The 24,584-nt window shown below is 47.8% G+C and carries 25 protein-coding genes and 1 tRNA gene; 3 read left to right on the forward strand and 23 right to left on the reverse strand.

What is annotated here, in order from left to right; translation table 11 throughout:
* Window positions 1-3 precede the first annotated feature (3 nt).
* The 3 genes from gnd to cysK form a co-directional block, all read right to left on the reverse strand.
* The gene (gene gnd, locus H525_RS0101350; RefSeq protein WP_027414700.1) at window positions 4-900 is read right to left on the reverse strand and encodes a phosphogluconate dehydrogenase (NAD(+)-dependent, decarboxylating); all 897 of its coding nucleotides are present in this window, start codon (window positions 898-900) and stop codon (window positions 4-6) included.
* 282 nt (window positions 901-1,182) lie between these two features.
* Complete coding sequence (gene serC, locus H525_RS0101355; RefSeq protein WP_027414701.1) at window positions 1,183-2,286, reverse strand: 3-phosphoserine/phosphohydroxythreonine transaminase; 1,104 nt, start codon at window positions 2,284-2,286, stop codon at window positions 1,183-1,185.
* A gap of 227 nt (window positions 2,287-2,513) precedes the next feature.
* Window positions 2,514-3,437: a cysteine synthase A gene (gene cysK, locus H525_RS0101360; protein WP_027414702.1), complete on the reverse strand. Its 924-nt coding sequence runs from the start codon at window positions 3,435-3,437 to the stop codon at window positions 2,514-2,516.
* A gap of 139 nt (window positions 3,438-3,576) precedes the next feature.
* Between cysK and H525_RS0101365 the strand changes: the two genes are divergently transcribed.
* Window positions 3,577-4,677 carry a deoxyribonuclease IV gene (locus tag H525_RS0101365; RefSeq protein ID WP_027414703.1) on the forward strand — a complete coding sequence of 367 codons (1,101 nt, stop codon included), beginning with the start codon at window positions 3,577-3,579 and terminating at the stop codon, window positions 4,675-4,677.
* A 116-nt stretch (window positions 4,678-4,793) separates the two neighbouring features.
* Here the strand turns inward: H525_RS0101365 and H525_RS0101370 are convergent, their stop codons facing one another.
* The 14 genes from H525_RS0101370 to H525_RS0101435 all read right to left on the reverse strand — a co-directional run bounded on the left by H525_RS0101370 (window position 4,794) and on the right by H525_RS0101435 (window position 18,511).
* Complete coding sequence (locus H525_RS0101370; protein WP_027414704.1) at window positions 4,794-4,982, reverse strand: hypothetical protein; 189 nt, start codon at window positions 4,980-4,982, stop codon at window positions 4,794-4,796.
* Window positions 4,983-5,342: 360 nt separating this feature from the next.
* Window positions 5,343-6,101: a DUF3050 domain-containing protein gene (locus tag H525_RS0101375; protein WP_027414705.1), complete on the reverse strand. Its 759-nt coding sequence runs from the start codon at window positions 6,099-6,101 to the stop codon at window positions 5,343-5,345.
* 163 nt (window positions 6,102-6,264) lie between these two features.
* Window positions 6,265-8,205, reverse strand: a complete 1,941-nt coding sequence (locus H525_RS0101380; RefSeq protein ID WP_027414706.1) for an ABC-F family ATP-binding cassette domain-containing protein — start codon at window positions 8,203-8,205, stop codon at window positions 6,265-6,267.
* A 148-nt stretch (window positions 8,206-8,353) separates the two neighbouring features.
* A complete protein-coding gene (hypE, locus tag H525_RS0101385) occupies window positions 8,354-9,376 on the reverse strand; it encodes a hydrogenase expression/formation protein HypE (protein ID WP_027414707.1) in 1,023 nt (340 codons plus the stop codon).
* A complete protein-coding gene (gene hypD / locus H525_RS0101390; protein WP_245590373.1) occupies window positions 9,373-10,503 on the reverse strand; it encodes a hydrogenase formation protein HypD in 1,131 nt (376 codons plus the stop codon). The genes hypE and hypD overlap by 4 nt, the downstream gene beginning before the upstream one ends.
* The gene (locus H525_RS0101395) at window positions 10,487-10,711 is read right to left on the reverse strand and encodes a HypC/HybG/HupF family hydrogenase formation chaperone (RefSeq protein ID WP_027414709.1); all 225 of its coding nucleotides are present in this window, start codon (window positions 10,709-10,711) and stop codon (window positions 10,487-10,489) included. The genes hypD and H525_RS0101395 overlap by 17 nt, the downstream gene beginning before the upstream one ends.
* A gap of 14 nt (window positions 10,712-10,725) precedes the next feature.
* On the reverse strand, window positions 10,726-13,128 hold the full coding sequence (gene hypF / locus H525_RS0101400) for a carbamoyltransferase HypF (protein WP_027414710.1): 2,403 nt from the start codon (window positions 13,126-13,128) through the stop codon (window positions 10,726-10,728).
* A complete protein-coding gene (hypB, locus tag H525_RS0101405; protein ID WP_027414711.1) occupies window positions 13,116-13,775 on the reverse strand; it encodes a hydrogenase nickel incorporation protein HypB in 660 nt (219 codons plus the stop codon). Before hypB ends, hypF begins: the two co-directional genes overlap by 13 nt.
* Window positions 13,776-13,781: 6 nt before the next feature.
* On the reverse strand, window positions 13,782-14,132 hold the full coding sequence (locus tag H525_RS0101410; protein WP_027414712.1) for a hydrogenase maturation nickel metallochaperone HypA/HybF: 351 nt from the start codon (window positions 14,130-14,132) through the stop codon (window positions 13,782-13,784).
* Window positions 14,125-14,541 carry a hypothetical protein gene (locus H525_RS0101415; RefSeq protein WP_027414713.1) on the reverse strand — a complete coding sequence of 139 codons (417 nt, stop codon included), beginning with the start codon at window positions 14,539-14,541 and terminating at the stop codon, window positions 14,125-14,127. The genes H525_RS0101410 and H525_RS0101415 overlap by 8 nt, the downstream gene beginning before the upstream one ends.
* Complete coding sequence (locus tag H525_RS0101420; RefSeq protein WP_035099601.1) at window positions 14,538-15,005, reverse strand: HyaD/HybD family hydrogenase maturation endopeptidase; 468 nt, start codon at window positions 15,003-15,005, stop codon at window positions 14,538-14,540. Before H525_RS0101420 ends, H525_RS0101415 begins: the two co-directional genes overlap by 4 nt.
* Window positions 15,002-15,679 carry a Ni/Fe-hydrogenase, b-type cytochrome subunit gene (cybH, locus tag H525_RS22425; RefSeq protein ID WP_051330719.1) on the reverse strand — a complete coding sequence of 226 codons (678 nt, stop codon included), beginning with the start codon at window positions 15,677-15,679 and terminating at the stop codon, window positions 15,002-15,004. The genes H525_RS0101420 and cybH overlap by 4 nt, the downstream gene beginning before the upstream one ends.
* Before the next feature lie 11 nt (window positions 15,680-15,690).
* A complete protein-coding gene (locus H525_RS0101430) occupies window positions 15,691-17,406 on the reverse strand; it encodes a nickel-dependent hydrogenase large subunit (protein ID WP_027414715.1) in 1,716 nt (571 codons plus the stop codon).
* Complete coding sequence (locus tag H525_RS0101435) at window positions 17,399-18,511, reverse strand: hydrogenase small subunit (protein ID WP_281172563.1); 1,113 nt, start codon at window positions 18,509-18,511, stop codon at window positions 17,399-17,401. Before H525_RS0101435 ends, H525_RS0101430 begins: the two co-directional genes overlap by 8 nt.
* Window positions 18,512-18,781: 270 nt before the next feature.
* On the opposite strand from H525_RS0101435, the gene H525_RS0101440 reads away from it, so the two are divergent.
* Both H525_RS0101440 and H525_RS0101445 read left to right on the forward strand, forming a co-directional pair.
* Window positions 18,782-18,854: transfer RNA gene (locus tag H525_RS0101440), tRNA-Lys, on the forward strand.
* A 309-nt stretch (window positions 18,855-19,163) separates the two neighbouring features.
* On the forward strand, window positions 19,164-19,841 hold the full coding sequence (locus H525_RS0101445) for a Crp/Fnr family transcriptional regulator (protein WP_027414717.1): 678 nt from the start codon (window positions 19,164-19,166) through the stop codon (window positions 19,839-19,841).
* A gap of 244 nt (window positions 19,842-20,085) precedes the next feature.
* On the opposite strand, the gene moaD is transcribed toward H525_RS0101445, so the two are convergent.
* The 6 genes from moaD to H525_RS0101475 all read right to left on the reverse strand — a co-directional run bounded on the left by moaD (window position 20,086) and on the right by H525_RS0101475 (window position 24,447).
* Window positions 20,086-20,328 carry a molybdopterin converting factor subunit 1 gene (gene moaD, locus H525_RS0101450; RefSeq protein WP_027414718.1) on the reverse strand — a complete coding sequence of 81 codons (243 nt, stop codon included), beginning with the start codon at window positions 20,326-20,328 and terminating at the stop codon, window positions 20,086-20,088.
* Window positions 20,325-20,795 carry a molybdenum cofactor biosynthesis protein MoaE gene (locus tag H525_RS0101455; RefSeq protein ID WP_027414719.1) on the reverse strand — a complete coding sequence of 157 codons (471 nt, stop codon included), beginning with the start codon at window positions 20,793-20,795 and terminating at the stop codon, window positions 20,325-20,327. Before H525_RS0101455 ends, moaD begins: the two co-directional genes overlap by 4 nt.
* Window positions 20,792-21,328, reverse strand: coding sequence for a molybdopterin-guanine dinucleotide biosynthesis protein B (gene mobB / locus H525_RS0101460; RefSeq protein WP_155837058.1), 537 nt, complete (start codon window positions 21,326-21,328; stop codon window positions 20,792-20,794). The genes H525_RS0101455 and mobB overlap by 4 nt, the downstream gene beginning before the upstream one ends.
* Complete coding sequence (locus tag H525_RS0101465) at window positions 21,321-22,577, reverse strand: molybdopterin molybdotransferase MoeA (protein ID WP_027414721.1); 1,257 nt, start codon at window positions 22,575-22,577, stop codon at window positions 21,321-21,323. Before H525_RS0101465 ends, mobB begins: the two co-directional genes overlap by 8 nt.
* Entirely contained in the window at window positions 22,577-23,146 is a 570-nt protein-coding gene (gene mobA, locus H525_RS0101470; protein WP_245590380.1) for a molybdenum cofactor guanylyltransferase, read from the reverse strand. The genes H525_RS0101465 and mobA overlap by 1 nt, the downstream gene beginning before the upstream one ends.
* 101 nt (window positions 23,147-23,247) lie before the next feature.
* Window positions 23,248-24,447 carry an aminotransferase-like domain-containing protein gene (locus H525_RS0101475; protein WP_027414723.1) on the reverse strand — a complete coding sequence of 400 codons (1,200 nt, stop codon included), beginning with the start codon at window positions 24,445-24,447 and terminating at the stop codon, window positions 23,248-23,250.
* Between the last annotated feature and the right edge of the window lie 137 nt (window positions 24,448-24,584).

Below are 24,584 nucleotides of genomic sequence, written 5' to 3' on the forward strand. Positions count from 1 at the left end.
GATTTATTTCTTCACGACTGCATGACCACCGAATTCGTTGCGCAGTGCGGCAACTACTTTTCCATGGAATGTATCATCTTCAAGCGAACGGAAACGCATAAATTGAGACATCGCAATAACCGGTGCGCTTGCCTGGTACTCAAGCGCCGCTTCAATCGTCCAAACCCCTTCCCCGGAGGAATGCATCACGCCTCGAATGTCTTCCAGCTTCGGCTGTTTGGAGAAGGCATTCTCCATAAGCTCCATCAGCCAGCTGCGAATGACAGACCCGTTGTTCCACACACGGGCGACTGCTTCATAATCATAATCAAACGGGCTCTTGTCCAGGACCTCAAACCCTTCACCAATCGCCTGCATCATCCCGTACTCAATTCCGTTATGCACCATTTTGAGAAAATGGCCGCTTCCGGCTTTTCCGGTTTTCATAAAGCCTTTCTCTACCGAAATTTGTTCAAAAAGCGGCGCAATATGGTCAACCGCTTCCTGGTCGCCGCCGATCATCGTACATACGCCGTGACGTGCACCTTCTGTTCCGCCGCTTGTCCCACAGTCAACAAGATAAATTTCCCGTTCCTTAAGCTGCTCATAGCGGCGCAGCGTATCTTTATAATTAGAATTGCCGGCATCGATCAAAATATCTCCCTTTTCAACAAGCCCGGAAAGTTCGTTCATCACACCGCCGACAATTTTTCCAGCCGGAACAAGCAGAATAATGACGCGGGGCTTTTCAAGTTTCTCCACCAGCTGTGCCAGGGAATCTACGCCTGTTGCACCTTCTCCGGTAATTTTTTTAACCAATTCGCTATCGCGGTCATAGGCCACAACTTCGTGCTTTTTATCAAGCATATTTAAGCACAAATTGAAGCCCATTTTTCCAAGACCGACTAATCCGACTTTCATTATGTAACACTCCTTTTTCTTCATGATTACCCAATTCAGTTTCGTACCAATACGGACCGTCATTTGCAACACTTTTCTAGGATATGTAAGCAAAAGACATTTAAACCGTACGTTCCAATCCGTTACTACTATATACAAACATTTTTTATATGTAAATATTACTAATGAAATTTATTTCGTGGATTCCCCCTTAAACGAGGCTGCTACAAATGTAAAAGAGGACGTGAAACACGTTAATGTGTTTTTCACGTCCTAAGAATATCGAATCTCCATCACATTCTGTTATCCGTTATTTTTCTGAAAATCTTTCATAAATTGGCTGAGTGCCAGGCAGCTCTCATATGGTACGGCATTGTAAGCAGATGCGCGGCAGCCGCCAACCGAGCGATGGCCGTTTAATCCGACAAAACCCGCATTCTTTGCTTCCGCCAGGAATTTTTTCTCCAGTTCCGGAGAAGAAAGAGTAAACGTAATATTCATCAAAGAACGGCTGTCCGGTTGGGCATGTCCTTTGTAGTATCCGTTGCTTGCATCAATGACATCATAGATAAGCGCGGCCTTTTTCCGGTTGTTTTCTTCCACTGCAGCCAATCCGCCCTGCTGCTTCGCCCATTTAAGCACAAGGCCGAGCATATAGATCCCGAACGTTGGCGGCGTGTTGTACAGGGAGTTGTTTTTCACATGCGTATCATAACGAAGCATGGTCGGGATCCGCTCCGCGTTCACAGCGCGTTCCAGCATGTCGGGACGAATAATAGCAACCGTTACACCGGATGGGCCCAGATTTTTCTGTGCTCCTGCATAAATCAGGGCAAATTTGCTTACATCAAACGCATGCGATAAAATATCGCTCGACATGTCGGCGATCAGAGGAACATCCCCGGTGTCGGGAAAATCGTGCCACTGTGTGCCGAAAATCGTATTGTTGGAGGTGATATGCAAATAAGCGGAATTCGGTTCCATGGTAAGTTCATCAAATGATGGAATGCGGTTATAATTCGTTTCTTTTGCAGTCGCTGAAACATACGTCTCCCCAATTAATTTCGCTTCTTTCTGCGCTTTTTCCGACCAGGAACCTGTCAACACATAGCCGGCTTTTTTACCCTGTGCAAGAAAGTTCATCGGTACTGCGGCAAACTGTGTGCTTGCACCACCCTGGAGAAATACGACATGGTACTCTTGCGGAATGTTCATTAATTCTTTTAACAGCGCAATGGCTTCATTGTGCACATTTTCGTACACAGCACTGCGGTGGCTCAGTTCCATTACGGACATTCCCGTTCCCTGAAAGTTCACGAACTCCTTCTGCGCCTGTTCCAGTGCAGCAAGCGGCAGAGCAGAGGGACCGGCGTTAAAATTATAAGCACGCTTCTCCTGTTGCAACATCAATCTCTCACTCCTTTAGTGTTGGAAAACAAAAACTTTGTTATCTATCCTACATCTATTTATTGAAAATGAAAAGACATGTTTTCATAATTTAGCAAAAACAAAACAAAATGTTCATAGTTTTTTCGATTTCTCCGTAAATTAACTACAAAAAAACAGAAAAGGCGAACATTCCTTTTCCGTTCTATTTATATCATACATAAAATTTGTATCTAATTATATATCATTTACCCAAAGATATCCATACTTAAATACCGTTCACCGGAGTCAGCGGTGATCGCTAAAATCCGCTTGCCTTTCCCCAGCCGTTTTGCCTCCCGGAGAGCCGCGAATACAGCGCCACCCGAGGATGGCCCTACGAGAATGCCTTCTTTGCTGGCCAGATCCCTCATCGTACGCAAAGCGTCCTCGTCTTCACATTGGATAATTTCATCATACACGCCCGTGTTTAGAATGGAAGGAATAAAGCCCGGACTTGTGCCGACAAGCTTATGCGGCCCCGGCTCTCCCCCGGATAATACGGGTGAGCCTTTCGGTTCCACGACAACAACACGGAGCCCCGGCAGCTTCTGTTTCAGCACTTCCCCCGTTCCGGTAATCGTGCCACCCGTGCCCGCCGTCGCTACAAAAACATCAAGGCGGTATTCCATCTGTTCAAGAATTTCAATCGCAGTCGTGCGGCGGTGAATTTCAGGATTAGCCTCATTTTCGAACTGCATTGGAATAAAGCTGCCTGCAATACCGTCAGCAAGCTCACGCGCCTTTTGAATGGAACCGGGCATTTTATCTGTAGCCGGCGTAAGAACGACTTCCGCTCCATATGCTTTTAAAATGCTGATTCGCTCCTTTGTCATATTGTCAGGCATCACGAGAATACAGCGGTAGCCTCTCGCCGCCGCATTCATGGCAAGCCCGATGCCGGTGTTGCCGCTTGTTGGTTCAATAATGGTCGACCCTTCCTGGAGCAGCCCTGCTTTTTCGGCGGCCACGATCATACTGTATGCGGCGCGATCTTTGACACTTCCACTCGGGTTAAACTTTTCCAGCTTTACGTATACATCCGCATCTTCCGGACCTGTAAGCCGTCGTAATTTAACAATCGGCGTATTTCCAATCAATTCGTAGATGTGATTCGCTACCCTCGCTCTCATCCTTTTCCCTCCTGTTGCATTGTCCTTAACAGCAAGTATACAACTACGTTTACAGGATATCTACTATGGTGTCGGCGTTATCAGGAAGTATCACTTTCTTCTCCTTTTCTGCTACAATAAACCGGAGGAGTGATAATCAATGAAAATCGGATCCCATGTATCCTTTTCGAAAAAGGGATTGTTAAACGCGGTTCAAGAAGCACTCAGCTACGGCTCTACTTCTTTTATGATTTATACGGGTGCCCCGCAAAACACGAAGCGCAAGCCGATGGAAGAACAGTATGTAGAAGAAGGGCTGAAGGTGATGGAAGATCACGGCATCCATGATATTGTTGTCCATGCCCCATACATCATTAACCTTGGTTCTTATAAAAACCATACATTTGAACTTGCCGTCTCCTTCCTGCGGCAGGAAATTGAACGGGCCGAGTATATCGGTGTGAAAAACATTGTGCTCCATCCCGGGGCGTATACGGATAAAGATGCAGAATACGGGATTAACCGGATTGCCGAAGGCCTCAACGAAGTGCTTCACGAGGGGCAAACTGCCAACATCGCGCTTGAAACGATGGCAGGCAAAGGGTCGGAAATCGGCCGAAGTTTTGAAGAACTGGCGGCCATTATCGAAAAGGTCAAGCTCAATGACAAATTAGCCGTATGTTTTGATACGTGCCATACGCATGATGCCGGGTATGACATTGTGAATAATTTCGATGGGGTTATGGAAGAGTTCAACCGCGTCATCGGGCTGGACAGGCTTGCTGTCCTCCATATTAATGACAGTAAAAACTTTCGGGGAGCCGCCAAGGACCGACACGCTCCTATCGGGACGGGCTTGATTGGATTTCAGGCTATCGATTATATTGTACACCATGAAGCAGCTAAGGATAAACCGATTATTCTGGAAACCCCCTGGATTGGAAAAGATAAAACAGACCAATCCCCGATGTATGAAGTGGAAATTGCCTTGCTGCGCCATAAGCTGAATGAGCGTTTCACAAACAATTTTTTGGGCGATGTCGAACAGTTGACATATTATTTTGCGAAAAAGGATATTAAGCCCCGCGATTATATTATTGGGGGCTGGGAAAGGTTGCAGGATAAAAAATTGAAAAAGGAAGATGCCCGGGAGCCGTTCGACCGGTTATTCGATATGGTTGTCGAAGATGGCGTTCTGCCGGATGAGTCGGAAGAGGGAATCAATAAGCGTATTATTGCCTGGCTCGCCGGTGTGGTGTAACAAATCGGCGTGTGAGAATGGTTTGCTTTCTCATACGCGAAAAGAAGGAGGCTCGTTCGCCTCCTTCTTCCATTATTCCTATAAACTTATCGTATAACGGTAACTGACTTCTAAGATTATGTATCTCCACGTTTGTTGCGCGACGGAGTCCAAGTGACAGTAAAATCTGGGTTGGATTTTTTTAGCTTCATCTGCCCTTTTACAAGCTCCACACCAATCCGGCCGTATCCCAGTTTTTCCTGAATCTCCTTTGGTAGAAGAATTTCCCCGTTTTCGTTCACCCTGCATATATACCGTATGTCCATAAGTTTATCACCACCCCTGCCATTGCATTATATACTGAAATAAAGGACGAGAATAGGAACACTTTTTTCCTGTAAGATTGGATACTCAGCCGCCAACTTTCACCGCGTGTGCACGATTAACGCTACGGGAATTATAACTTTGTTTATTTTAAAGCACAAATAAATTGGTAATACTTTGATTGATGGTAGTTGGTCAACCATCACTCTACTAAACTTGTATCGGGAAGAACATTATCCTTTTGGTGTGGGATAGGGGTTCTTCTCGTTGAAAATCTTTGAATTTATTAACACCCACCACTTCTTCTGAACAAAGGAACTGCACAACTGCTCCTGAACAGAACGATCTCCGTTAGAGTAAAACTATATTCCTTTTTCTTCAATTTCTGCCAAAACTCCATCCCACAAATGCTTTCGCATTTGCAGTGAAATCTGAGCGATTTTTAATGCTTCCTCATTTTTTATTGGATCATCATTACATAAATTTTGCAGAAGTTTTTTTGCAAGAGGACCATGCTCATCTTCATCCAATTCAATGTGTCGCTTTAAATAGTAGTCTAAGCGTCCATTTGAAGCACCTTCCTTTTTTAAGGAATCCACTAAAAGCTGAAACATTTCAGGAATTAACCCTTCTCTTCCATAGAAAAAAGCTGAAGCAACTTCATGAATTTGTCCATTTAGAGCTAAATTCAAATTAAAGGTAACAAATCTAGCCGCCGAAGGAGGGACTACCTCCTGTTTTAGTGCTTTTTCATATTCAATACCGTTACGTATTGCATTTAGAAATGTATTAATAGGAGTAACGTCCGCTCTAACTTCCTCCATTGCTTCAAGGTAAAGCTGAAAATGACTTGCGAATCCTCCTTTACCATCTTCATCAGATTCTTCAGCAAGAACAATTTCATTAATAAAACGAGTATATAAAGGTGTTTCATAGGGGACCCAGGGTACTGATACGGATGTTACAGATTGCTGAAGTCTTTTTAATAAACTCATAAAGTCCCAAACCGCAAATACATGATGTTTCATTAGTATCCTTACTCGATCCGGACTATTGATCTCTTGATACATGGGATGAGTAAGAAGCTCATTACGAATTACTTCTAACTGATTAAGTTCCATTTTTTGTAATCTCCTTTTTTTCTATTGTACCAGTTTATCCATCATCAGGTTAAATGATATTTTTTAATAATAAGCATCAGAAAATTTCATTATAAAATTCTACATTTTTATCTATTCAATGACTGTCTATACTGGATGATGATGAGATACGCTCCCATTTCTTTCACTGATTCTGATTAAAATCTTCCACCATCAGGCTCAGTTCTGCCCAGCGGTCCATTGTTTTATCCAGTTCTTCGTCAATACGTTCTTTTTCCGCTGTTAACTCCTGAAGTTTCACATAATCCGATGTAATCGCAGCGATTTCCTGTTCAAGCCGGGCGCTTTCGTCCTCCAGAGATTTAATTTTTTCCTCAATCCCGTCAAATTCACGCTGCTCGTGGTAGGAAAGCTTATTTTTCACCTTCTTATTCGGTTCATTCTTATTTACGTCATCCTTCTTATTTGATTCAAGCGCGGTGCCTTGTTTCTTTTCTCCAGAAGGCCGGGCAGTGTGCTCATTTTCCTGCTGCATTTTCTTTTCCACGTATTCGCTGTAGTTGCCGGTGTACTCCAGGATCACGCCGTTGCCTTCAAAAGCAAACAGGCGGTCTACCGTACGATCGAGAAAATAGCGGTCGTGGGAGACAACGATAACGACGCCGCTAAATTGTTCGAGGTAATCTTCCAGCACTGACAGCGTCTGAATGTCAAGATCATTCGTCGGCTCGTCAAGCAGGAGCACATTCGGTTCGCCCATGAGGACACGCAGTAAATAAAGCCGGCGTTTTTCACCGCCCGATAGACGATTAATGGTCGTCCAATGAATAGCGGGCGGAAAAAGAAAACGTTCGAGCATTTGTCCGGCGGTAATCGTTTTCCCATCCGCCAGATGAATCACTTCTCCCGCTTCTTTAATATAGTCGATAACCCGCATGGATTCATCCATCTCTGTGTTTTCCTGCCCGTAATAGCCTAAACGAACCGTTGACCCAAGTGTGACAGAGCCTGCTGTAGGTGTTAACTCGCCCTTCATCAACTTCAAAAGGGTGGATTTACCGCTGCCATTCGGCCCCACAATCCCAACACGATCTTCCGGTACCGCTATATAAGACAGATCATCAACGAGCGTTCGGTCCCCTACTTTCATAGAAACATGGTCCAGTTCGATGATTTTTTTGCCGAGCCGCTGTGTTTTCAAGGCGATTTCCAGATTATCCGGTGCAGCATGCGGTTTGTTCTCCTGCAGCGTATGCACCCGGTCGATGCGCGCTTTTTGTTTGGTTGTCCGGGCTTTGGCTCCCCGCTTTAGCCAGGCCAGTTCACGCCTTAGCAGGTTTTGCCGTTTATCTTCCGACGCGGCTTCCTGTTCCTCACGCATTGCCTTTTTTTCAAGGAAATAACTGTAGTTGCCGTCGTATTCATAAAGATTGCCGCGGTCAAGCTCAATGATGCGGTTAACGACACGATCCAAAAAATATCGGTCATGGGTAATCAGCAAAAGCGCCCCTTTAAAACGGGATAAATAACCTTCCAGCCAATCGACCGTTTCATTGTCGATATGGTTGGTCGGTTCGTCAAGAATGAGCAAGTCTGCCGGATTAATTAAAGCCCGGGCCATAGCAACCCGCTTGCGCTGCCCCCCGGAAAGTTGACGGACAGGGGTTGAGAAATTGGTAATGCCCAGCCGGGTGAGAACGGCTTTCGCGTTCGTCTCCACATCCCAGGCATCCGTCGTGTCCATTTGCTGGGTAAGCGCGGCAAGGCGTTTTTGCAAGGCATCATTGTTTGGCTGTACCTGCAGCCGTTCGAGCGTGTTTTCATACTCTTTCATCAATTGAATCACAGGGGATGTTCCGGCAAAAATTTGGTCAAGTACCGTACCCTCTTCGTCAAAAAGCGGGTTTTGCGCCAAATACTCAATTCTCACATGGTTGCCTACGGTAATCGTCCCGCTATCTGGCGGCACAAGCCCGGCGACTATTTTTAAGAAAGTAGATTTTCCCGTGCCGTTTACACCAATAATACCGATTCGATCGCCCTGACTAATGCCGAGCGAGATATGATCAAGTAATGTTTTCATGCCGTATGATTTTGAAATCGATTCTAGTGATAAAATATTCATATAAATGGTATCCCTCTTTGCATTTATAATCAGCCTAAGAGAATTATATCATTTGATACAATAAAAAACGTTCACTAAAAAAGGAAGGTTCGCTTTATCAGCAGCCCCTTCCTGATATTGATATGTCTGACCTTCCGGACACATTTCCCTAGCAAATCCGTGGAAGCTGGACACCATTGAGGCGGTGAAGCCGCCTGTGAATCCCAAGCGGAGTTTTAAACAAAAGCTGTCTCCCGCCTTTTTGCTTCACGGTTCCGATAATGGCCGCGCCTTTACCGGCTTCATGCGATTGCAGCTTGGCAAGAACTTTCTCCGCCTCCGCGTTTTCAACGAGCAGAACAGCCTTTCCTTCATTCGGCAAATATAGCGGGTCATAACCGAGCAACTGCGCAATGCCTTTCACAGCGTCGGAAACGGGAACTTTTTCTTCCACAAGTTCAATCGTCAGCCCAAAGTCTTCAGCCCACTCAACAAGTACGGTTGCAAGCCCGCCGCGCGTCGCATCCCGCATTAAGCGAATCCCGCTGAAACAATCAAGCGCGTCTAACAACATGTGATTTAAACAGGCACAATCGCTTACCGCATTATGATCGATTTCAAAACGTTCCCGTTCCATCAGAATCGCCGTCCCATGGTCTCCTACTGTACCGGTAACGATGACCGCATCTCCTTCTTCGATCTTGGAAGCTGAAAGTTGTAAAGCGGATTCCCGGCGAATGCCCACTCCTGTCGTGGTAATAAATACACCATCCGTTTTTCCTTTTTGCACGACTTTCGTATCGCCTGCTACGATTCGCACACCGGCTTTTCGTGCTTCCGACGCCATCGTGGATACAATTTCTTCAAGCTGGCTAATGAGAAACCCTTCTTCGAGAATAAAGGCGGCCGTTACATAGAGCGGCACAGCACCGGAGACTGCCAGGTCATTGACCGTTCCCGCTATCGCCAGCTTGCCGATATTGCCCCCGGGGAAAAAAAGCGGTTTGACCACAAAACTGTCCGTTGTGACGACAAGTTCCCCTCTTCCTATGCGAAGCAAGTCAGCTGCCGGAAGAATGGCACCGTCATACTTTGCTTCTTCCCCGTGGGAAAAATAAGGGACGAAAATGTCTTGAATCAATCGATGGCTTTGTTCGCCACCTTCTCCGTGGGCTAAGGTAATCATGCTCATACCAGTATATCCTCCCGCAAGTACTGAAAATAGGCACCGCATGCGCCTTCGCCCGAAACCATACAGGGACCGATCGGGTTTGCCGGCGCGCAGGCTTTTGCAAACAACGGACAGTCAGCAGGATTTGCCGTCCCCCGTAAGATATCCCCGCAGCGGCACGCCGTTTTACGTGGTTTTATTTCGGGCAGTCCCGAAAAAATTTTACGTGCATCCCAGCTGCTGTACTCCTCCCGAATCATTAACCCGCTTTGCGGAATCGAACCCATTCCCCGCCAAACGGTACCACACGGGGTAAAGTATTGTTCCATCAGGGATTTTGCATGCGGATTTCCTTCTTCTCTCACAACCATCGGATAGCAATTGTCAATCTCGAACGTTTTATCAATAAGCCGGGTTAGTATTTTGTATACCGCCCCCAACATCTCAACCGGTTCAAATCCGGCAATCGCCCCCGGTATTTGGTAGGGGGCAAGTGTTTCATCGTAAATCGAACGGCCCAGAACAACGGAAGCGTGCCCTGGGAGCAAAAAACTATCGATTTTGACTTCGGCACTTGCCAGGATCGCATGCATAATTGGCGGCACCAGCTTGGCAGCCATCCAAATCGAAAAATTGTGGATATCCTGTTCAACGGCTAATTTAAGCGCAGCGGCATGCAGCGGCATCGTCGTTTCAAACCCAATGCCAAGCAGCACGATCTTTTTGTCCGGATTCTCCTGCGCCACGACAACGGCCTCCACCGGGTTATAAATCATTCGTATGTCGGCCCCGGCCGATTTACGCGTAAGCAGCGATCCATGGGAACCGGGGACGCGCAGCATATCGCCAAACGTGCACACAATTACTCCCGGTTCGTCTGCAATACGAATCATCTGGTCAATATCACTCTGGTCGGTGACACAGACCGGACACCCGGGTCCGGCAATAAAGGTAATTTCATTGTGTAAAGCCTGCTTGATTCCCGATTTCGCCAGCGAAACGGTATGGGAACCGCACACTTCCATCATAACAGGTGAACGTCCATGCTGTTTTTTATAGCGGACGGCTTTCTCCCGTACTTTTTGCAGAAGGCCGCGGCTTAATGTCGGGTCAGCGAAGCGGGACAGAAGACTATTCATCGATGGCATGTATAATTTTCTCCCATTCTTCCAGGCTCAGCCGCGCCGACTCTTCATCCATAATTTCCATGGCCTGTCCGGCATGGACCAGTACGTACTGCCCGACTGCGACTTCGGGTGTCATCATAATTCCGACAGTTATTCGATTGCCCATAATGTCCACTTCGGCGGAAAATTCGTGCCGCGCACAAACGCGTGCCGGGGCTGCAAGACACATCTGATATTCCTCCTCTATATTCGATTCTTTTTCGCGCTTGCTACGGCAAGCTGCCCTACCGCTAACCCTCCGTCACCGGACGGGTACGTTTCCGCGCGAAAAACCGTGTAATTTTCTTTCTGTAATAAATCGGTCAACCGCGATACAAGCAGGTGGTTTTGCATACTTCCTCCGGCCAGGATTACAATTCGCGCCTTTCTCCAGGAATCCGGCCCGGCTTTCCGCGCTTTCTGCAGCGCTTCAAAAAGCATTTGGCACACCGTTTCATGAAAAAACCAGGCTATATGTTCGGCCAATTTTTTTTCCATATCCTGTACCACCTGTGAAATGAGCCTTTTCCACTGGATGCGCAGCATGGGGGTTAGTCTGTCAGGGGTGGCCGAAACGGTTTCGAGTGAATCCCTATAGAAAGAAGGTTGATCCGATTCCTTTCCCCTTGCCCCTGTTTCCGCACACTCCATCAGACGAATCGCTGCCTGGCCGTCAAATGTCGCCATTTCACACAGTCCAAGAAGTGAGCTGACTCCATCAAATAAACGCCCGCAGCTGGACGCATAAGGCGTATTGATCCCTTTATCAATCATGTGTTTGATAAAGACGGCTTCCCCGCTTTTCCCTCTCGCCGCAAGATAGCGGTTCACCGACTCTTCGCCGCAAGCGAGATAAAGCATCGACGCACCGATTCGCCACGGCTCTTTAATCGCCGCTTCCGAACCAGGGAGGGGGATGGGATCGAGAGAAGCGACGCGGGTAAAGTCTGTGTAATTTCCATATAAAATTTCCATTCCCCACAGTGTTCCATCAAGTCCGTATCCGGTTCCGTCAAGCACGATGCCGAAGCAGTCGTCAGTTAGCCCATGTTCAGCCATGACCGCTGCCATATGGGCGTGATGGTGCTGGACCTGGATGAGTGAGCCATTCAATTCGTTTGCCGCTTGTTTAGCATAATCCGTTGTCCAGTATAAAGGATGTGCATCGCATGCGACCGTGTCAATACCGCTGCCGAACCAATGCTTATAGCGGCCGAGTGTAGAAAGATAGCGTTCCTGTATTTCAACGTGTGATGCTGTACCTATATAGGGACTTACATAGATTCGTTTTTTCCGCCCGAGCGCAAACGCTGCGTGCTGTTCGCCGCCAAGCGCTAAAATTCGGTCCGTTTCAAACGGAACTTCCACCGAAACAGGCACATATCCGCGCGCCCGGCGTAAAATAATAGGGGATTCCTTCTTTTCCCCGGCCTGAGCCTGCACTACGATAACGGAATCGTCAATCGGGTTAGCAATCGGTCGGTTATCGGTCAGGAGGAAATCCGCAAGCAGCGCCGCAGACGGGTCCTCAAACCATACATGTTCCTTCGAAATAAGCGGTTGTCCGGAACGATTGGCGCTCGTCATGACGACAGCATCCAACGTCTCATGTAACAGCAAATGATGCAGAGGTGTATAAGGAAGCATCACGCCAAGCCGACGGCTCTCAGGCGCAATGGAAGCGGCAAGCCTTTCCGCTCCCTTCCGCCGGTTAAGCAGGACAATGGGTGCTGCCTGTGACGTCAACAGCACTTCTTCCGCCTCGCTAATTTCACAAAATAAACGAACCACACTCAGGTCTTTTATCATGAGGGCGAGCGGTTTATCCGGCCTTACCTTTCGGCAGCGCAATTCCCGCACCGCTTCTTCATGGTAAGCAGAAGCGGCCAGATGGTATCCGCCCAGCCCTTTAATTGCAACGATTTTTCCTGTAGCCAGCGCATTTCTGGCCATGACAATGGGTGTATCTGACGTGTCCGTGTGCATGTCATTTTCCGACCGGATGACCCAGCCGCCCTTTTTTGTCCGTTCGTACAGCCGCAAAGAAGGGCCGCATTCCGGGCACGCAACAGGCTGAGCATGAAAACGTCTGTCAAGCGGGTTGGTGTATTCCCCTCGGCATGTATCACACATAAGAAAGGACACCATTGCAGTAGTATGCCTATCATACGGCATGTCTTCGATAATTGTATAACGCGGTCCACAATAGGTGCACGTCGTAAACGGGTACTGCGCTCTTCTATCTTTCCTGTTGTAAATATCTGCAAGGCATTCCGGGCAAACAGCGAGGTCCGGAGGGATTTCTGTCAGACCGGTCGCGCCTTCCTCGCTTTCTAAAATAGAAAACGCCCCATACAACTGGGGTTCCACTTCCTCCTGCTTCACGCCAGTATAAATAGCGTGTGCCGGAGGATCGGCAAGCAGCTGTTCGAAGAAAAGGTCGACTTTCTCCGCTCCCGCTTCCCCCCATATCGTTACACCGGAAGAATCGTTGTATATCCAACCGGCTATCTCAAGCCGGTGTGCACGTCGATAGACTTCGGGGCGAAACCCGATTCCCTGGACGCGCCCATTGATGCAAAGCTTACGCGCAATTATGGCCGACATATCGCGTCACGCTTTTCTTTAATCCAGCGAATCCACGCATCGAATCCTTCGCCGGTCTTTGCAGACAGAGGAAGGATAGCAGAGGAAGGATTTAATAGTGAAAGGTCTTGTGCAGCCTGCTCCGTATTAAAGTCAAGGTAAGGCAGGAGGTCAATTTTATTTAACAGGACAAGTTCCGTCCGGCGAAACATGTGTGGGTATTTTGGAATTTTATCGTTTCCTTCCGGTACGGAAAGAACAACAATCTTGTGATTTTGCCCAAGGTCATAGCCTGATGGGCAAACGAGATTGCCGACATTTTCTATAAACAAAATATCAAGCACATCCATATCAAGATGTTCGTTGGCTTTTTCTACCATTCGGGCATCCAGGTGGCAGCCTCCCCCTGTATTAAGCTGCACGGTTTGGGCGCCGACCGCCCGTATCCGGTCGGCATCAAGCGTTGTTGCAAGATCGCCTTCGATAACCCCAATCCGATATTCCTTGGACAGCTCTTGAATCGTTTTTACGAGGAGGCTGGTTTTCCCCGCTCCCGGCGAACTCATGATATTCAGCACTAAAATATCGTTTTTCGCAAACATTTCCCGAAGAGCATCGGCTGATTTTTGATTTTCCGCAAGTACACTATTTTTTACGTCTATTCTCATTGCTGTCTACTCCCCTTCAAAATAAAGCACCTGAAGATCTTCTCCCTGCGTAATGACACCGCCTGGCATATGGCATGACGGGCACTGCAGCAGTTTTTGATCCGGTTGATAGATTGTGCCGCAAAGCTGGCACTCTGCCCTGGTTTCTTCCCATTCAATTCGCAGTATACAGCTGGAAAAAACCTGAAACTCTTTCTGCCTGTGCAGGACATCGTAAGCAAATGTTAACGCATCCGGCATTGCATTCGATAATTCGCCGACTTTCAGGCAAATTTCACGAACGGACTTAATGTCCCTTTCGCCCGCCATCGTTCGAACCATCGTTAATGCACTTTCCATCAGTGACATTTCATGCATGAGGTTTCCTCATTTCCACATACATTTTTCCGCTTTCTTCCTTTACGCGCAACCTGGGAAAAAAAGGCGCATCTTTTCCTATTCGTTCCGCAATATTACATGGCAGACACAGGATAGCCTGATCCATGCTGCGCATCTGCAGAAGGGCGCCGCAGCTCGGACACCGGCCGATAATCGCTTCCAGCTCCCCATTATGGTGAATATAAATCGGCTGCTTGAGCACGATTTGCTGCATAAGGTTCTGCCCTTGTTCGACGGGAGAGATTTGCACCCATGCTCTCCTTTCCATTTTCCGCTCTGCTCTTTCCCATTTTTCCGCCGTATCTTCTATAAAAGGTGCGGCAAATTCTTTGACAGAATCTATCATGGATTGAACGGATAGTTTTAAAAACGCTCGCCGTCCATTCATTGACCCCACCGTTTCAGACAGCTTTCAATATGTTCCAGAATGACAGGTATTCTGCAGGTCACGGCCGGGGTTAACTCAAGGCCCCATTCTACCTGTTTCGGAACAACGCCAATAAAGTAGATATAGTCCGGCAAATGGCCGCGTATATCTGCAAGAAACAGAACTTCCTGAAAGCTTTGCTGGTGCTGGGACATTCGCATCCCGCCAAAATACGGAATCCGGTCTTTCTCCAGGCATATGACTGTCCCTGCTTCTTTGCTGGATACCACAGCATCCACAATAATCAGGTGTGTCGATTGTTCTACAATCGGCAGCAGCTTCATTCCCTCGGTTCCACCATCCTCAATCGTGAGGCCGGGGCGTTCAGGGTGCTTTTTCCTGAACGCCTCCACGGCATGTACACCAACTCCCTCATCCTGATACAGGATATTTCCAATGCCAAGCACGGTAACCTGATGGCTCATGATACGTGATCCCCTTCGTCTACCGTTTTATAGCCTGTCAGAATGGAAGATACCGTTCCGTCTTTGTCGATCATATCTTGTCGAATGGACATATAAACATGAATGACAACAAATACCATGATCACCCACGCAAGCCAATGGTGTACATAATGCATCCAGATACTATTGTCCGTAAATACGTGCAGCCAGCTCACCATCGCAAACGAAAAGGTTTGCGGGTGTACTTCATATAACATATAGAACCCGGTAAGCGATAAGAGAACACCACCCAGCCCTATAAACAGCAAATAGCTTGCTTCCGCCATCGGGTTATGTCCGGTGTAATGCGGATGCGCCCTATCGATAAACATATAGTAGCGTACGACCTTGTACAGGCCTATCCAAAACGACTTGCGCCAGGGACGTGTTTGCGCATACCGGTTTCCAGCGATGGCCCAGTATAAGCGCACAAACAAATTGGCCGCAAACACGTATCCCGCCACAAAGTGTACTTCCCTCACATACCCCATCAGAAAAGCGGGAGTAGCAGATAAAGCTGTCGAGGATACAAATGGATTGCCAATATAAATACCGGTCGCCATCAAAGTCAGAATGGACAGGGCGTTGATGGCATGAAAAATCCGCACGGGAAGTTGCCACACATAGACAGTCTTGTGACCCGCATTGTGCCTCATCTTGTTCCCTCCTACTCAATTTTTATGGATAGGGTTTCGTTATTTTCCAGATCTGTTAAATGGACAGCACAGGCAAGGCATGGATCAAAGGAATGGATAATCCGCAGGATCTCAAGCGGCTGCTTCGGATCATGGACAGGAACATTCATAAGTGAAGCTTCATACGCTCCCTGTGTCCCTTTTTTATCACGCGGCGCCGCATTCCATGTGGTAGGAACGATCGCCTGCCAGTTTTTAATCGTGCCGTCCTGGATAATACTCCAGTGAGCAAGTGCACCGCGGGGAGCTTCCACAATGCCGACACCTTTTGCTTCTTTCGGCCAGTTCGCGGGGTCCCATTTTTCCGGATTAAATGTCACCTGATCACCAGACTTAATATTTGCGATAAATTCATCCATCATCTTCCGCAAATGTTGGCCAAGCACCCTCGTTTCAATCCCACGCGCAAACGTGCGCCCTAGCGCGGAATGAAGGGCAGATAGCGGAAGTCCGGCCCGACGCAGCGACTCTTCCATGGCAGGCTTAATATCCCTGTGATTGGTTGCATAGCCCATCATCATGCGCGCAAGCGGACCGACTTCCATCGGCTGCTCTTTCCAGCGCGGGGTTTTGATCCAACTGTATTTATTTTCTGTGTCCAGCGTGTCAAATGGCGGCTTCGGTCCGGTAAAATTAAAAATAGTTTCCCCTTGCCACGGGTGTTTGCCGGCCTCTTCCCCGCCGTTGTATGTATACCAGGAATGGTTTACAAATTCCTCAATTTCACTCTCATTCCACGGGTCGACCGGCTTAACATCATGCAGGTTTCCATCTACAATCACACCTGATGGAAACCAGAAACTTTTCCGGTCAAAGACGGACCTCTCCGGAAAATCCCCATAGCATAAGTAGTTTTGAATTCCGCCGCCATACAGCCAATCTTTATAATAGTAAGCCATGGCGTATAAATCAGGCATATACACCTGTTCAATAAACTGGATCGCCTGGTCAATGAGATCGGAAATCATGGCTAACTGAGCCGTATTTACTGCGGTTTCGCTGTTTAAATCCAATGGAGTTGCCATGCCTCCTACCACATAATGAGGGTGTGGGTTTTTGCCTCCGAATATCGTATGGATTTTCACCAGTTCCCGCTGTTCATCAAGGGCTTCCAAATAGTGTGCCAGCAATATTAAATTCACTTCAGACGGCAACTTATATAGGGGATGGCCCCAATAGCCATTCGTAAAGATAGACAGCTGGCCGCTTTCCACGACGCGCTTTAACTTATTCTGCAGTTCTTTGAAATAACCGGGTGAGGATTTCGACCAATTCGACATTTTTTGCGCTGCGGCGCTCGCAGCTGCCGGGTCCGCTTTCAATGCAGATGCCACATCGACCCAATCGAGCGCATGCAGATGGTAGAAATGGACGATATGGTCATGCACGTAAATGACTGCATTCATAATGTTGCGAATGTAGTTTGCGTTTTTCGGAATCTCATATTTTAAAGCGTCTTCAACCGAACGCAGCGCAGCAAGCGAATGGGTTGTCGTACAGACACCGCAGATACGCTGGGCAAGCGCCCAGGCATCCCTCGGATCACGCCCTTTTAAGACAAGTTCAAGCCCGCGTACCATCGTCCCTGAACTGTAAGCCCCGATAATTTTCCCCTGGTCCATTTCCGCCTCAATGCGCAGGTGACCCTCTATTCTAGTAATCGGGTCCACAACAATACGTTTAGACATGCATGTTCTCTCCCTTCTTCTCTTCCCTATCAACCGTATTGTTCGTACGCTTTTTCGAAATAGCGGTAGCGGTTGCATGAACGGCCACCCCGGCCACTGCTGCTCCTACAGCGATGGCGCCAACCTGATCCGGGTTCAAAGGTTTACTCAGGCCCGGTAAATGCGCCTGTCGGGTAAAGAATGGGCCATTATCCCAAAAGTTTTCTTCGGAACAGCCGATACAGGGATTTCCCGATTGAATTGGAAAGCTAATTCCACCATTCCAGCGGAGCTGGGCACAGGAATTATAGGTTGTCGGGCCTTTGCAGCCCACTTTATACAGACAGTAGCCATTTTTTGCATTTTCGTCATCAAAGCTTTCCACAAACAAACCGGCGTCAAAGTAGGCTCGGCGATTGCATGTATCGTGAATACGCTGGCTGTAGAAAGCTTTCGGTCGACCCCGGTGATCCAGCTCCGGGAGAGTCCCAAACGTAATGTAGTGCACGACAACTCCTGCCATCACTTCCGAAATAGGCGGGCAGCCAGGAACCTGGATCACCGTTTTATCGGGGATTACATCCTGAAGCCGCATAGCGCCTGTTGGATTCGGGTGCGCGGCCGCGATTCCCCCGTGTGTGGCACAGCTTCCAATTGCTACAATCGCACCGGCATTCGCCGCTGCTTCACGCACCTGCTCAGCCGCTGTGCGACCACCCGCAATAAAGAATTCATCGCGGGGAATGCTGCCCTCCACGGCCAGGATGTACTTGCCTTTATATTTTTCCATCGTTTCTTTCTTCGCACGTTCAGTTGCTTCTCCAGCTGCCGCCGTTAAATTTTCATGATAGTTCAACGAAATATAGTTTAATAACAAGTCTCCCGCCGTAGGGTGGCTTGAACGGATGAATGATTCAGAACAGCCTGTACAATCCTGATAATGAAGCCAAATAAACGGAAGCTTCTCTTCCCGCTCCATGGCTTGTACAACGCGATCAGTCTGGCTGAAATCCAGACCCAATACAGCCGCTATCGTCGCGCACAGTTTAAGAAACTGGCGGCGGCTCATACCCGATCCCGTCATTTCCTGGTAGATCGTTTTTTTCTTTTTTTCTCTGTCGAGCAACGTAAACACTTCTCCCCTCTGCCTTTTGGTACGTTTAAAAATGATATATTGATATTTATAATCCCATACATTATACAATATTTTTTAGTAGATTAATGAATATTTGGAAATTACATCATTTCTATAGGGGTAATATTACTATTATAGTTTTTAAAGAAAGTGACCGTCCCAATTTCACTACATCTACTAATTCGTCATAATTTAATTTGTTTAATTAACATACTTGAATTAAATATGAAACATTTATAAAACAAGTAACGTTAAAGAAACGGGGCATTAACTTAGTTAGTAGAACAGCTGACTCTTAATCAGCAGGTCGCAGGTTCGAACCCTGCATGCCTCATCATCCTTAAATAAAAGTTAGCAGAGCAGGGACATGGCCCCTGCTTTTTTCATTTAAATCATAAAAGACTGTCCCTCATAAAAGTTATTTACGTTCTACTTTCCTGTGTCTTCTATCATTTCACAAGTGATTACTTATTTATGAAAATTACAAAAATTGTTCATTTACAAACGGTAATACTTAACCATCGAAAGGTTAAACTTTCTTGTACACCAATCAATGCGTTATACTTAAAGTGATATGCACGCGTTAAGCAATACAGATATAACTTAAGAAGGGCCATCTATAACTTCAAAACAGGGGTAAAAAATGAGCAACTTTCTTTCTTCGATTCCATTTTTCGCAGGGCTGTCTGAGGAAAATACCAAATTTCTTGAGAAAATGATTATTGAACGGTTTTATCATGCCAATGAAGTGATCTTCTACGAAGGCGACCCGGCTGAGGCCGTGTTTTTTGTCAAATCCGGCAGGGTCCGTCTTGTAAAATCCACTTCTGAGGGAAAAGAATTTACTCTGTATATCCGGAAACCAGGTGACTTATTTGCCGAAGTGGCGCTGTTCAATCCAAATGCTACATATCCGGCGACAACAACGATGATTGAAGACGGGTATCTGCTGATTCTGCGCAATGACGATCTTGAGCGATTGCTCAGGAAATCACCGGACGTAGCCATCTCAATTTTTCAGGTAATGGGCCACCGCTTGCGCACAGCGCAGACAATTCTGCGGGACGTCGCACTGTACGGAAAGCTCGGGGCCTTTTGCGCTACTCTCCTGCGCCTCGCAAATGAGCACGGGAAAAAGACGGAAAAAGGCATTTTAATTGATTTGGACCTCACCCACCAGGAGCTGGGGACGTTTATCGGAGCCACACGGGAAAGCGTAAATCGAATTATTAACGATTTAAAAAAGCTAAAAATAATCAGTGTGGATAAAGGTCGAATTACCATTCATGATAAAGAAATGATGGAGTCGTTTTTAAAGTAACCGCGGGCGAGATTGGCCGAACGCATATCGACCAAAGGTGATGCGTTCTGACCAACTGTAGTAGGTTTCGTCTCGGCCAACAGTGTGCAGACGCATCGAAATCCGTTTATTTTTGCTTTTTTCCTGCTACCCAGTGCTCCTCTTCCGTTTGGAGGTGTTTTTAGGCCCGACTGACTACATCTTTGAGATACCCGGTTGTTTCGGACCGCCTCCAGACGGAAGAGGAGCACGGAGATGCATCTCTTCATCCACCGCTGACCGGAGGGATAAACGCCACTTCATCGTTTTTGTTAAGCGGCTTTGTGCCCGCCGCAAATTCATGGTTGACAGCGATCATAGCGGCTGGAAGCCTAGATTCAAGTACAGGGTATGTTTCAACGAGCCACCGCTTCACATCATCCGTGGTCATGTTTGGCTGCCATTCAAACTCAAGCGTGTCTTTACCGGCTTCCTCTGCCATCGCGGCAAAAAGTTTAATCCTAATCATTCAATGTCTCCTCCTATATGATCCGGTTTGCCGGAGGGATAAGCGATTATTTCCTTCTGGTCGCCAATCCATTCTTCCCCGTTTTCCCAGTGCTCTTTTTTCCAGATAGGCACAATTTCTTTAATGCGTTCAATCGCGTAACGCGAATAGTCGTACGAATCGGCGCGATGCGGGGTCGATACCGCAATGGCTACCGCAATGTCCGTAATCTCCAGTCTGCCGACCCGGTGCGTAATCGCCACCCGGGCTTCCGGACATTTTTCCTTGATCTCGCGGCCAATGCAGGCAAGCTGTTTTTCCGCCATCTCTTTATAGGCGGCGTATTCAAGGTACAGCGTCTTCTTTCCCTTCGTCAGTTCACGAACCGTCCCGACAAAAAGGTTAATCGCGCCGCAGTTCGGATGGACAGTTTTGTTCATAATTTCTTCCACGGATATCGGTGTTTCCACTACTTCAAACAATCTCATTTCTGTTCACCTATTAAATCCAGCACTTCGCCGGTTATTCCCGCTGTATCATTTATAGAATACCGCCTGTGCCCACAGTCCGGCAGCGGATTCCAGGCCGCCACGCAGAGCACGTTCGTTACATCTGTTAGGAGTTGTTCATGTTCCGGGGTGCGCACAACAACAATTTTCGGGTAGTCGGCAAATTTATAGCCTTCGATGATCAGCAGGTCAAGGCCGTAATAAAAAGGCAGCATTTCAACGATGCTTTTCTTCTGCTGAAAAATAACCGCCGCCTTTGTGGCAGAGGTAATTCCGACAACCTTCGCACCTGCTTCCCGGTGCTTCCACGTATCCTTGCCGGGGTGATCGATTTCGAAATCATGGGCATCATGTTTTAAGGAACCTACAGACAGCCCTTTTATTGTCAGTTCACGAATAAGTTTGCTCACGAGCGTAGTTTTTCCGCTGTTTGAATAACCGACGACCTGCAGAATGGGCGGGATAGACGGGCTATCGCCGGAACGCGACACCGCAGGTCTTTTCTTATTCATCTGCACCGTACGGCAACCTTAATACGGTGACCGCATCCCCCATAGCAATGCCGCGGCCACCAGCTGGTACGCGGATTAAACAATTCGCATCGGTTATATTCGTGACGACGGCAGACTTATCGAGACCTACGGGATAGGCTGTAAGTTTCCCGTTCTCCGCCTTCCACACTCCTCTTACATAACGGGCAAAGGAAGATGGTTTTTTCATATCCACCCCCATTGCGGCTTCCATTTCCGGGAGCCCAACTGACGTTTTCCCCTGAAGTGCCTGAAGAAAAGGACGCGCAAACAATTCAAATCCGACAAAACAGGCACCTGGATTGCCGGAGAGCCCGAAAATCATCCGGTTGTTATAGCGGGCGGCTGACGTTACGCTTCCCGGACGCATCAAAATTTTGTTAAATAAAAGGTCTACCTCCAACCGGTTAAACACATCCACCATAATATCGAAATCCCCTACGGATACGCCGCCTGTTGTAAGCAGCACGTCCACTTCGGAAAGGATGGATTGTATGCGCTCCACCGCGAGATCCGGATCATCCTCCAAACTGGCATAAATCACCGGCTGTCCTCCCGCCTGACGGACCTGGCTTGCCAGCATGTAGCTGTTGCTATTACGGATTTTCCCGTAGCGAAGCGGCTCTTCGGGAGCCAGAAGTTCCGATCCGGTCGACAGGATACCTACCCGCGGCTGACGATAGACGGGAACCCGGGCATAACCGAATGTAGCAAGGATCGCCATTTCTCCCGGGCCGATACGTTTTCCGGCCGGAATGACCCGTTCTCCTTCTTTTGTCTCTTCCCCCAGCAGGATGACATTTTCCCACGGCTTCATTTCTTTTTTTACGCCAACGGTTTTCTCTGCCTTCGCTTCATTTTCGGTGGTCATTTCAAACATGATCACACAATCCGCACCCTCTGGCAATGCAGCTCCCGTCATAATCCGTGCGGCTTGTCCTGCCTCCACCTGAAGATTCGGCGCGTCTCCGCAAGCGATCGTACCAACAACTTGCAAAAAGGCCGGCCTCTGGATAGCCGCGCCTATCGTATCGGCGGAACGCACGGCGAAGCCGTCATACGGGGATTTATTGAAATGAGGGACAGGTGAGGTTGCGATAATGTCTTCCGCAAGGCGCCTCCCTTCACTTTCAAGTAAAGAGACGGTTTCGGTTGCCGCCCCGCCGCAAGCATAGGCCAGTATTTTCTCCTGCGCTTCATGGACAGGTATCGGTTCTCGATGAAACCTCATCACGTTTCCTCCTTTCGGATTTTTTCATAATCATCCGGTGTATTCATATTACAAAAAATATCATAAGCAAAGCAGTCTGTCATATCGAATTCTCTTACGGATGCTTCCTGAAAAAGGTCGAAGATCTTTCGCGAGCCCCGGGCAAGTCTGTGGGTAATAAGCGGGTACAGCCTTTTGCTGTAGACCGCACAGAGCGGCTGCTGTTTTCCCCGGTATGATGGCAGAAGTACATCCTCCTCAAGGGCGGCGGCTTGTTGCACAATGATCCTGAATGCCTCTTTCGTTAACTTTGGCATATCGCAGGCGACAACAAGCAGCTTATCCTGCCGGCTGCAACGCATTGCCGTTGCGATGCCGCCGAGGGGACCCTGATCGGGCACATCATCGGCAACGATCGATATCGATGCAGGCAGATGCGGCAGGCGCCCGATTGAATTGGAGATGACCATGCATTCTTCCGTTGTCTCAAGGAGCAGCCCGCACGTCCGCTCAATGAGCGTTTGTCCTTCGATTACGAGAAGCTCCTTGGGGGTGCCCATGCGCGAGCTCTTTCCCCCGGCCAATACCACTCCATGCAAGGTGTAACACCCTCTCTTCGCTCCATTCTCATTTATATTGTAACGCAGTTCATCAATCCGGGGTATGAAACACATCACATTCCTTGCATTTATTAAAAAACGGGTTGAAGTGAGCGGTATGCTTCTTCCAGTACTTCTACAAGCTGGCGCATCCCCTGCTCTATCTTTTCCGGCGTAGCGTGGGTGTAGTTGAGGCGCAGGGTGTTGTACTCAATATCGGATACATAGAACGGTGCGCCTGGTACATACGCAACCCCGTTCGCAATCGCTTTCTGCAGCAATTGGGTTGTATTTATCTGCTCATGCAGCTTTACCCAGAAAAACATGCCGCCCTGTGGAACTACATACGATAATCCCGGTAACGACAGGCTTGAAAGTTGGTCACGCATGACCTCCATCCGCATTTTATACTCGCTGCGAAGCACGGAAATATGGCCGTCCAGGTCAAAGTCTCTTATCAAATAGTATAAAGCCTGCTGGTCGATGGAACTTGAATGAAGGTCCGCGGCCTGCTTCGCCTGAGCCATCATCCGGACAATCTGTTCCGGGCCGGCTACCCATCCGGTGCGCAGCGCCGGAACAACGGTTTTTGAGAACGTGCTCGTATACAGTACATGTTTCCCGTCATCCATCGACGCAATCGGGGTATAGGTCTCACTCTCATTAAACTGAATTTCCCCGTATGGATCGTCTTCTAAAATAATGACATGATATTTTTGTGCCAGCGAGAGCAAATGCCGGCGGCGCTCCAACGACCATACTTTTCCTGCAGGGTTGGAGAAGGTCGGCACAACATAGACAAACTTGGGCAAATACGTTTTGATTTTGGTTTCTAAGTCGTCCGGCAGCATTCCTGCCTCATCGGAATCAACCGCCACGATATTTGCCTCATACGATTGAAAGACCTGCAGGGCCGCCAGATATGTAGGATTCTCCGTAAGTACGATGTCTCCCGGATTCAATAGAATGCGGGAAAATAAATCAATAACTTGCTGCGAGCCAGTTGTTAACATAATATTTTTCTCGTTAACTTTAATGTTTTTACGGGCCATTCGTTCCGCAATTTTTTCGCGCAGCGGTAAAAACCCTTCCGTCAATCCGTACTGAAGGGTTTTCTTTCCACTCTCAAATACACACTTGTATGCTTCTTCCACAGCCATGAGTGGAAATAATTCATCGTAAGGCATTCCACCAGCAAACGAGATCACATTCCCCTGGTTCACCACTTTTAAGATATCGCGTACAGCAGAAGATTGGAATCGCTTCGTTCGATCGGAAAATGCATACTTCATTCCTCTACACCTCGGTTTCACATGGTTTTTGATAACAGTAACCCTTTTTATTCCGAAGTGCAAGGTCATTTTGGCGAAAACAGCCGATAATAAGAAGAATCCGCTTACATGAAGATTCTTTAGTAAAGAGGGTGCAT

Source organism: Aneurinibacillus terranovensis DSM 18919 (genome assembly GCF_000430625.1).
Taxonomy (GTDB): domain Bacteria; phylum Bacillota; class Bacilli; order Aneurinibacillales; family Aneurinibacillaceae; genus Aneurinibacillus_B; species Aneurinibacillus_B terranovensis.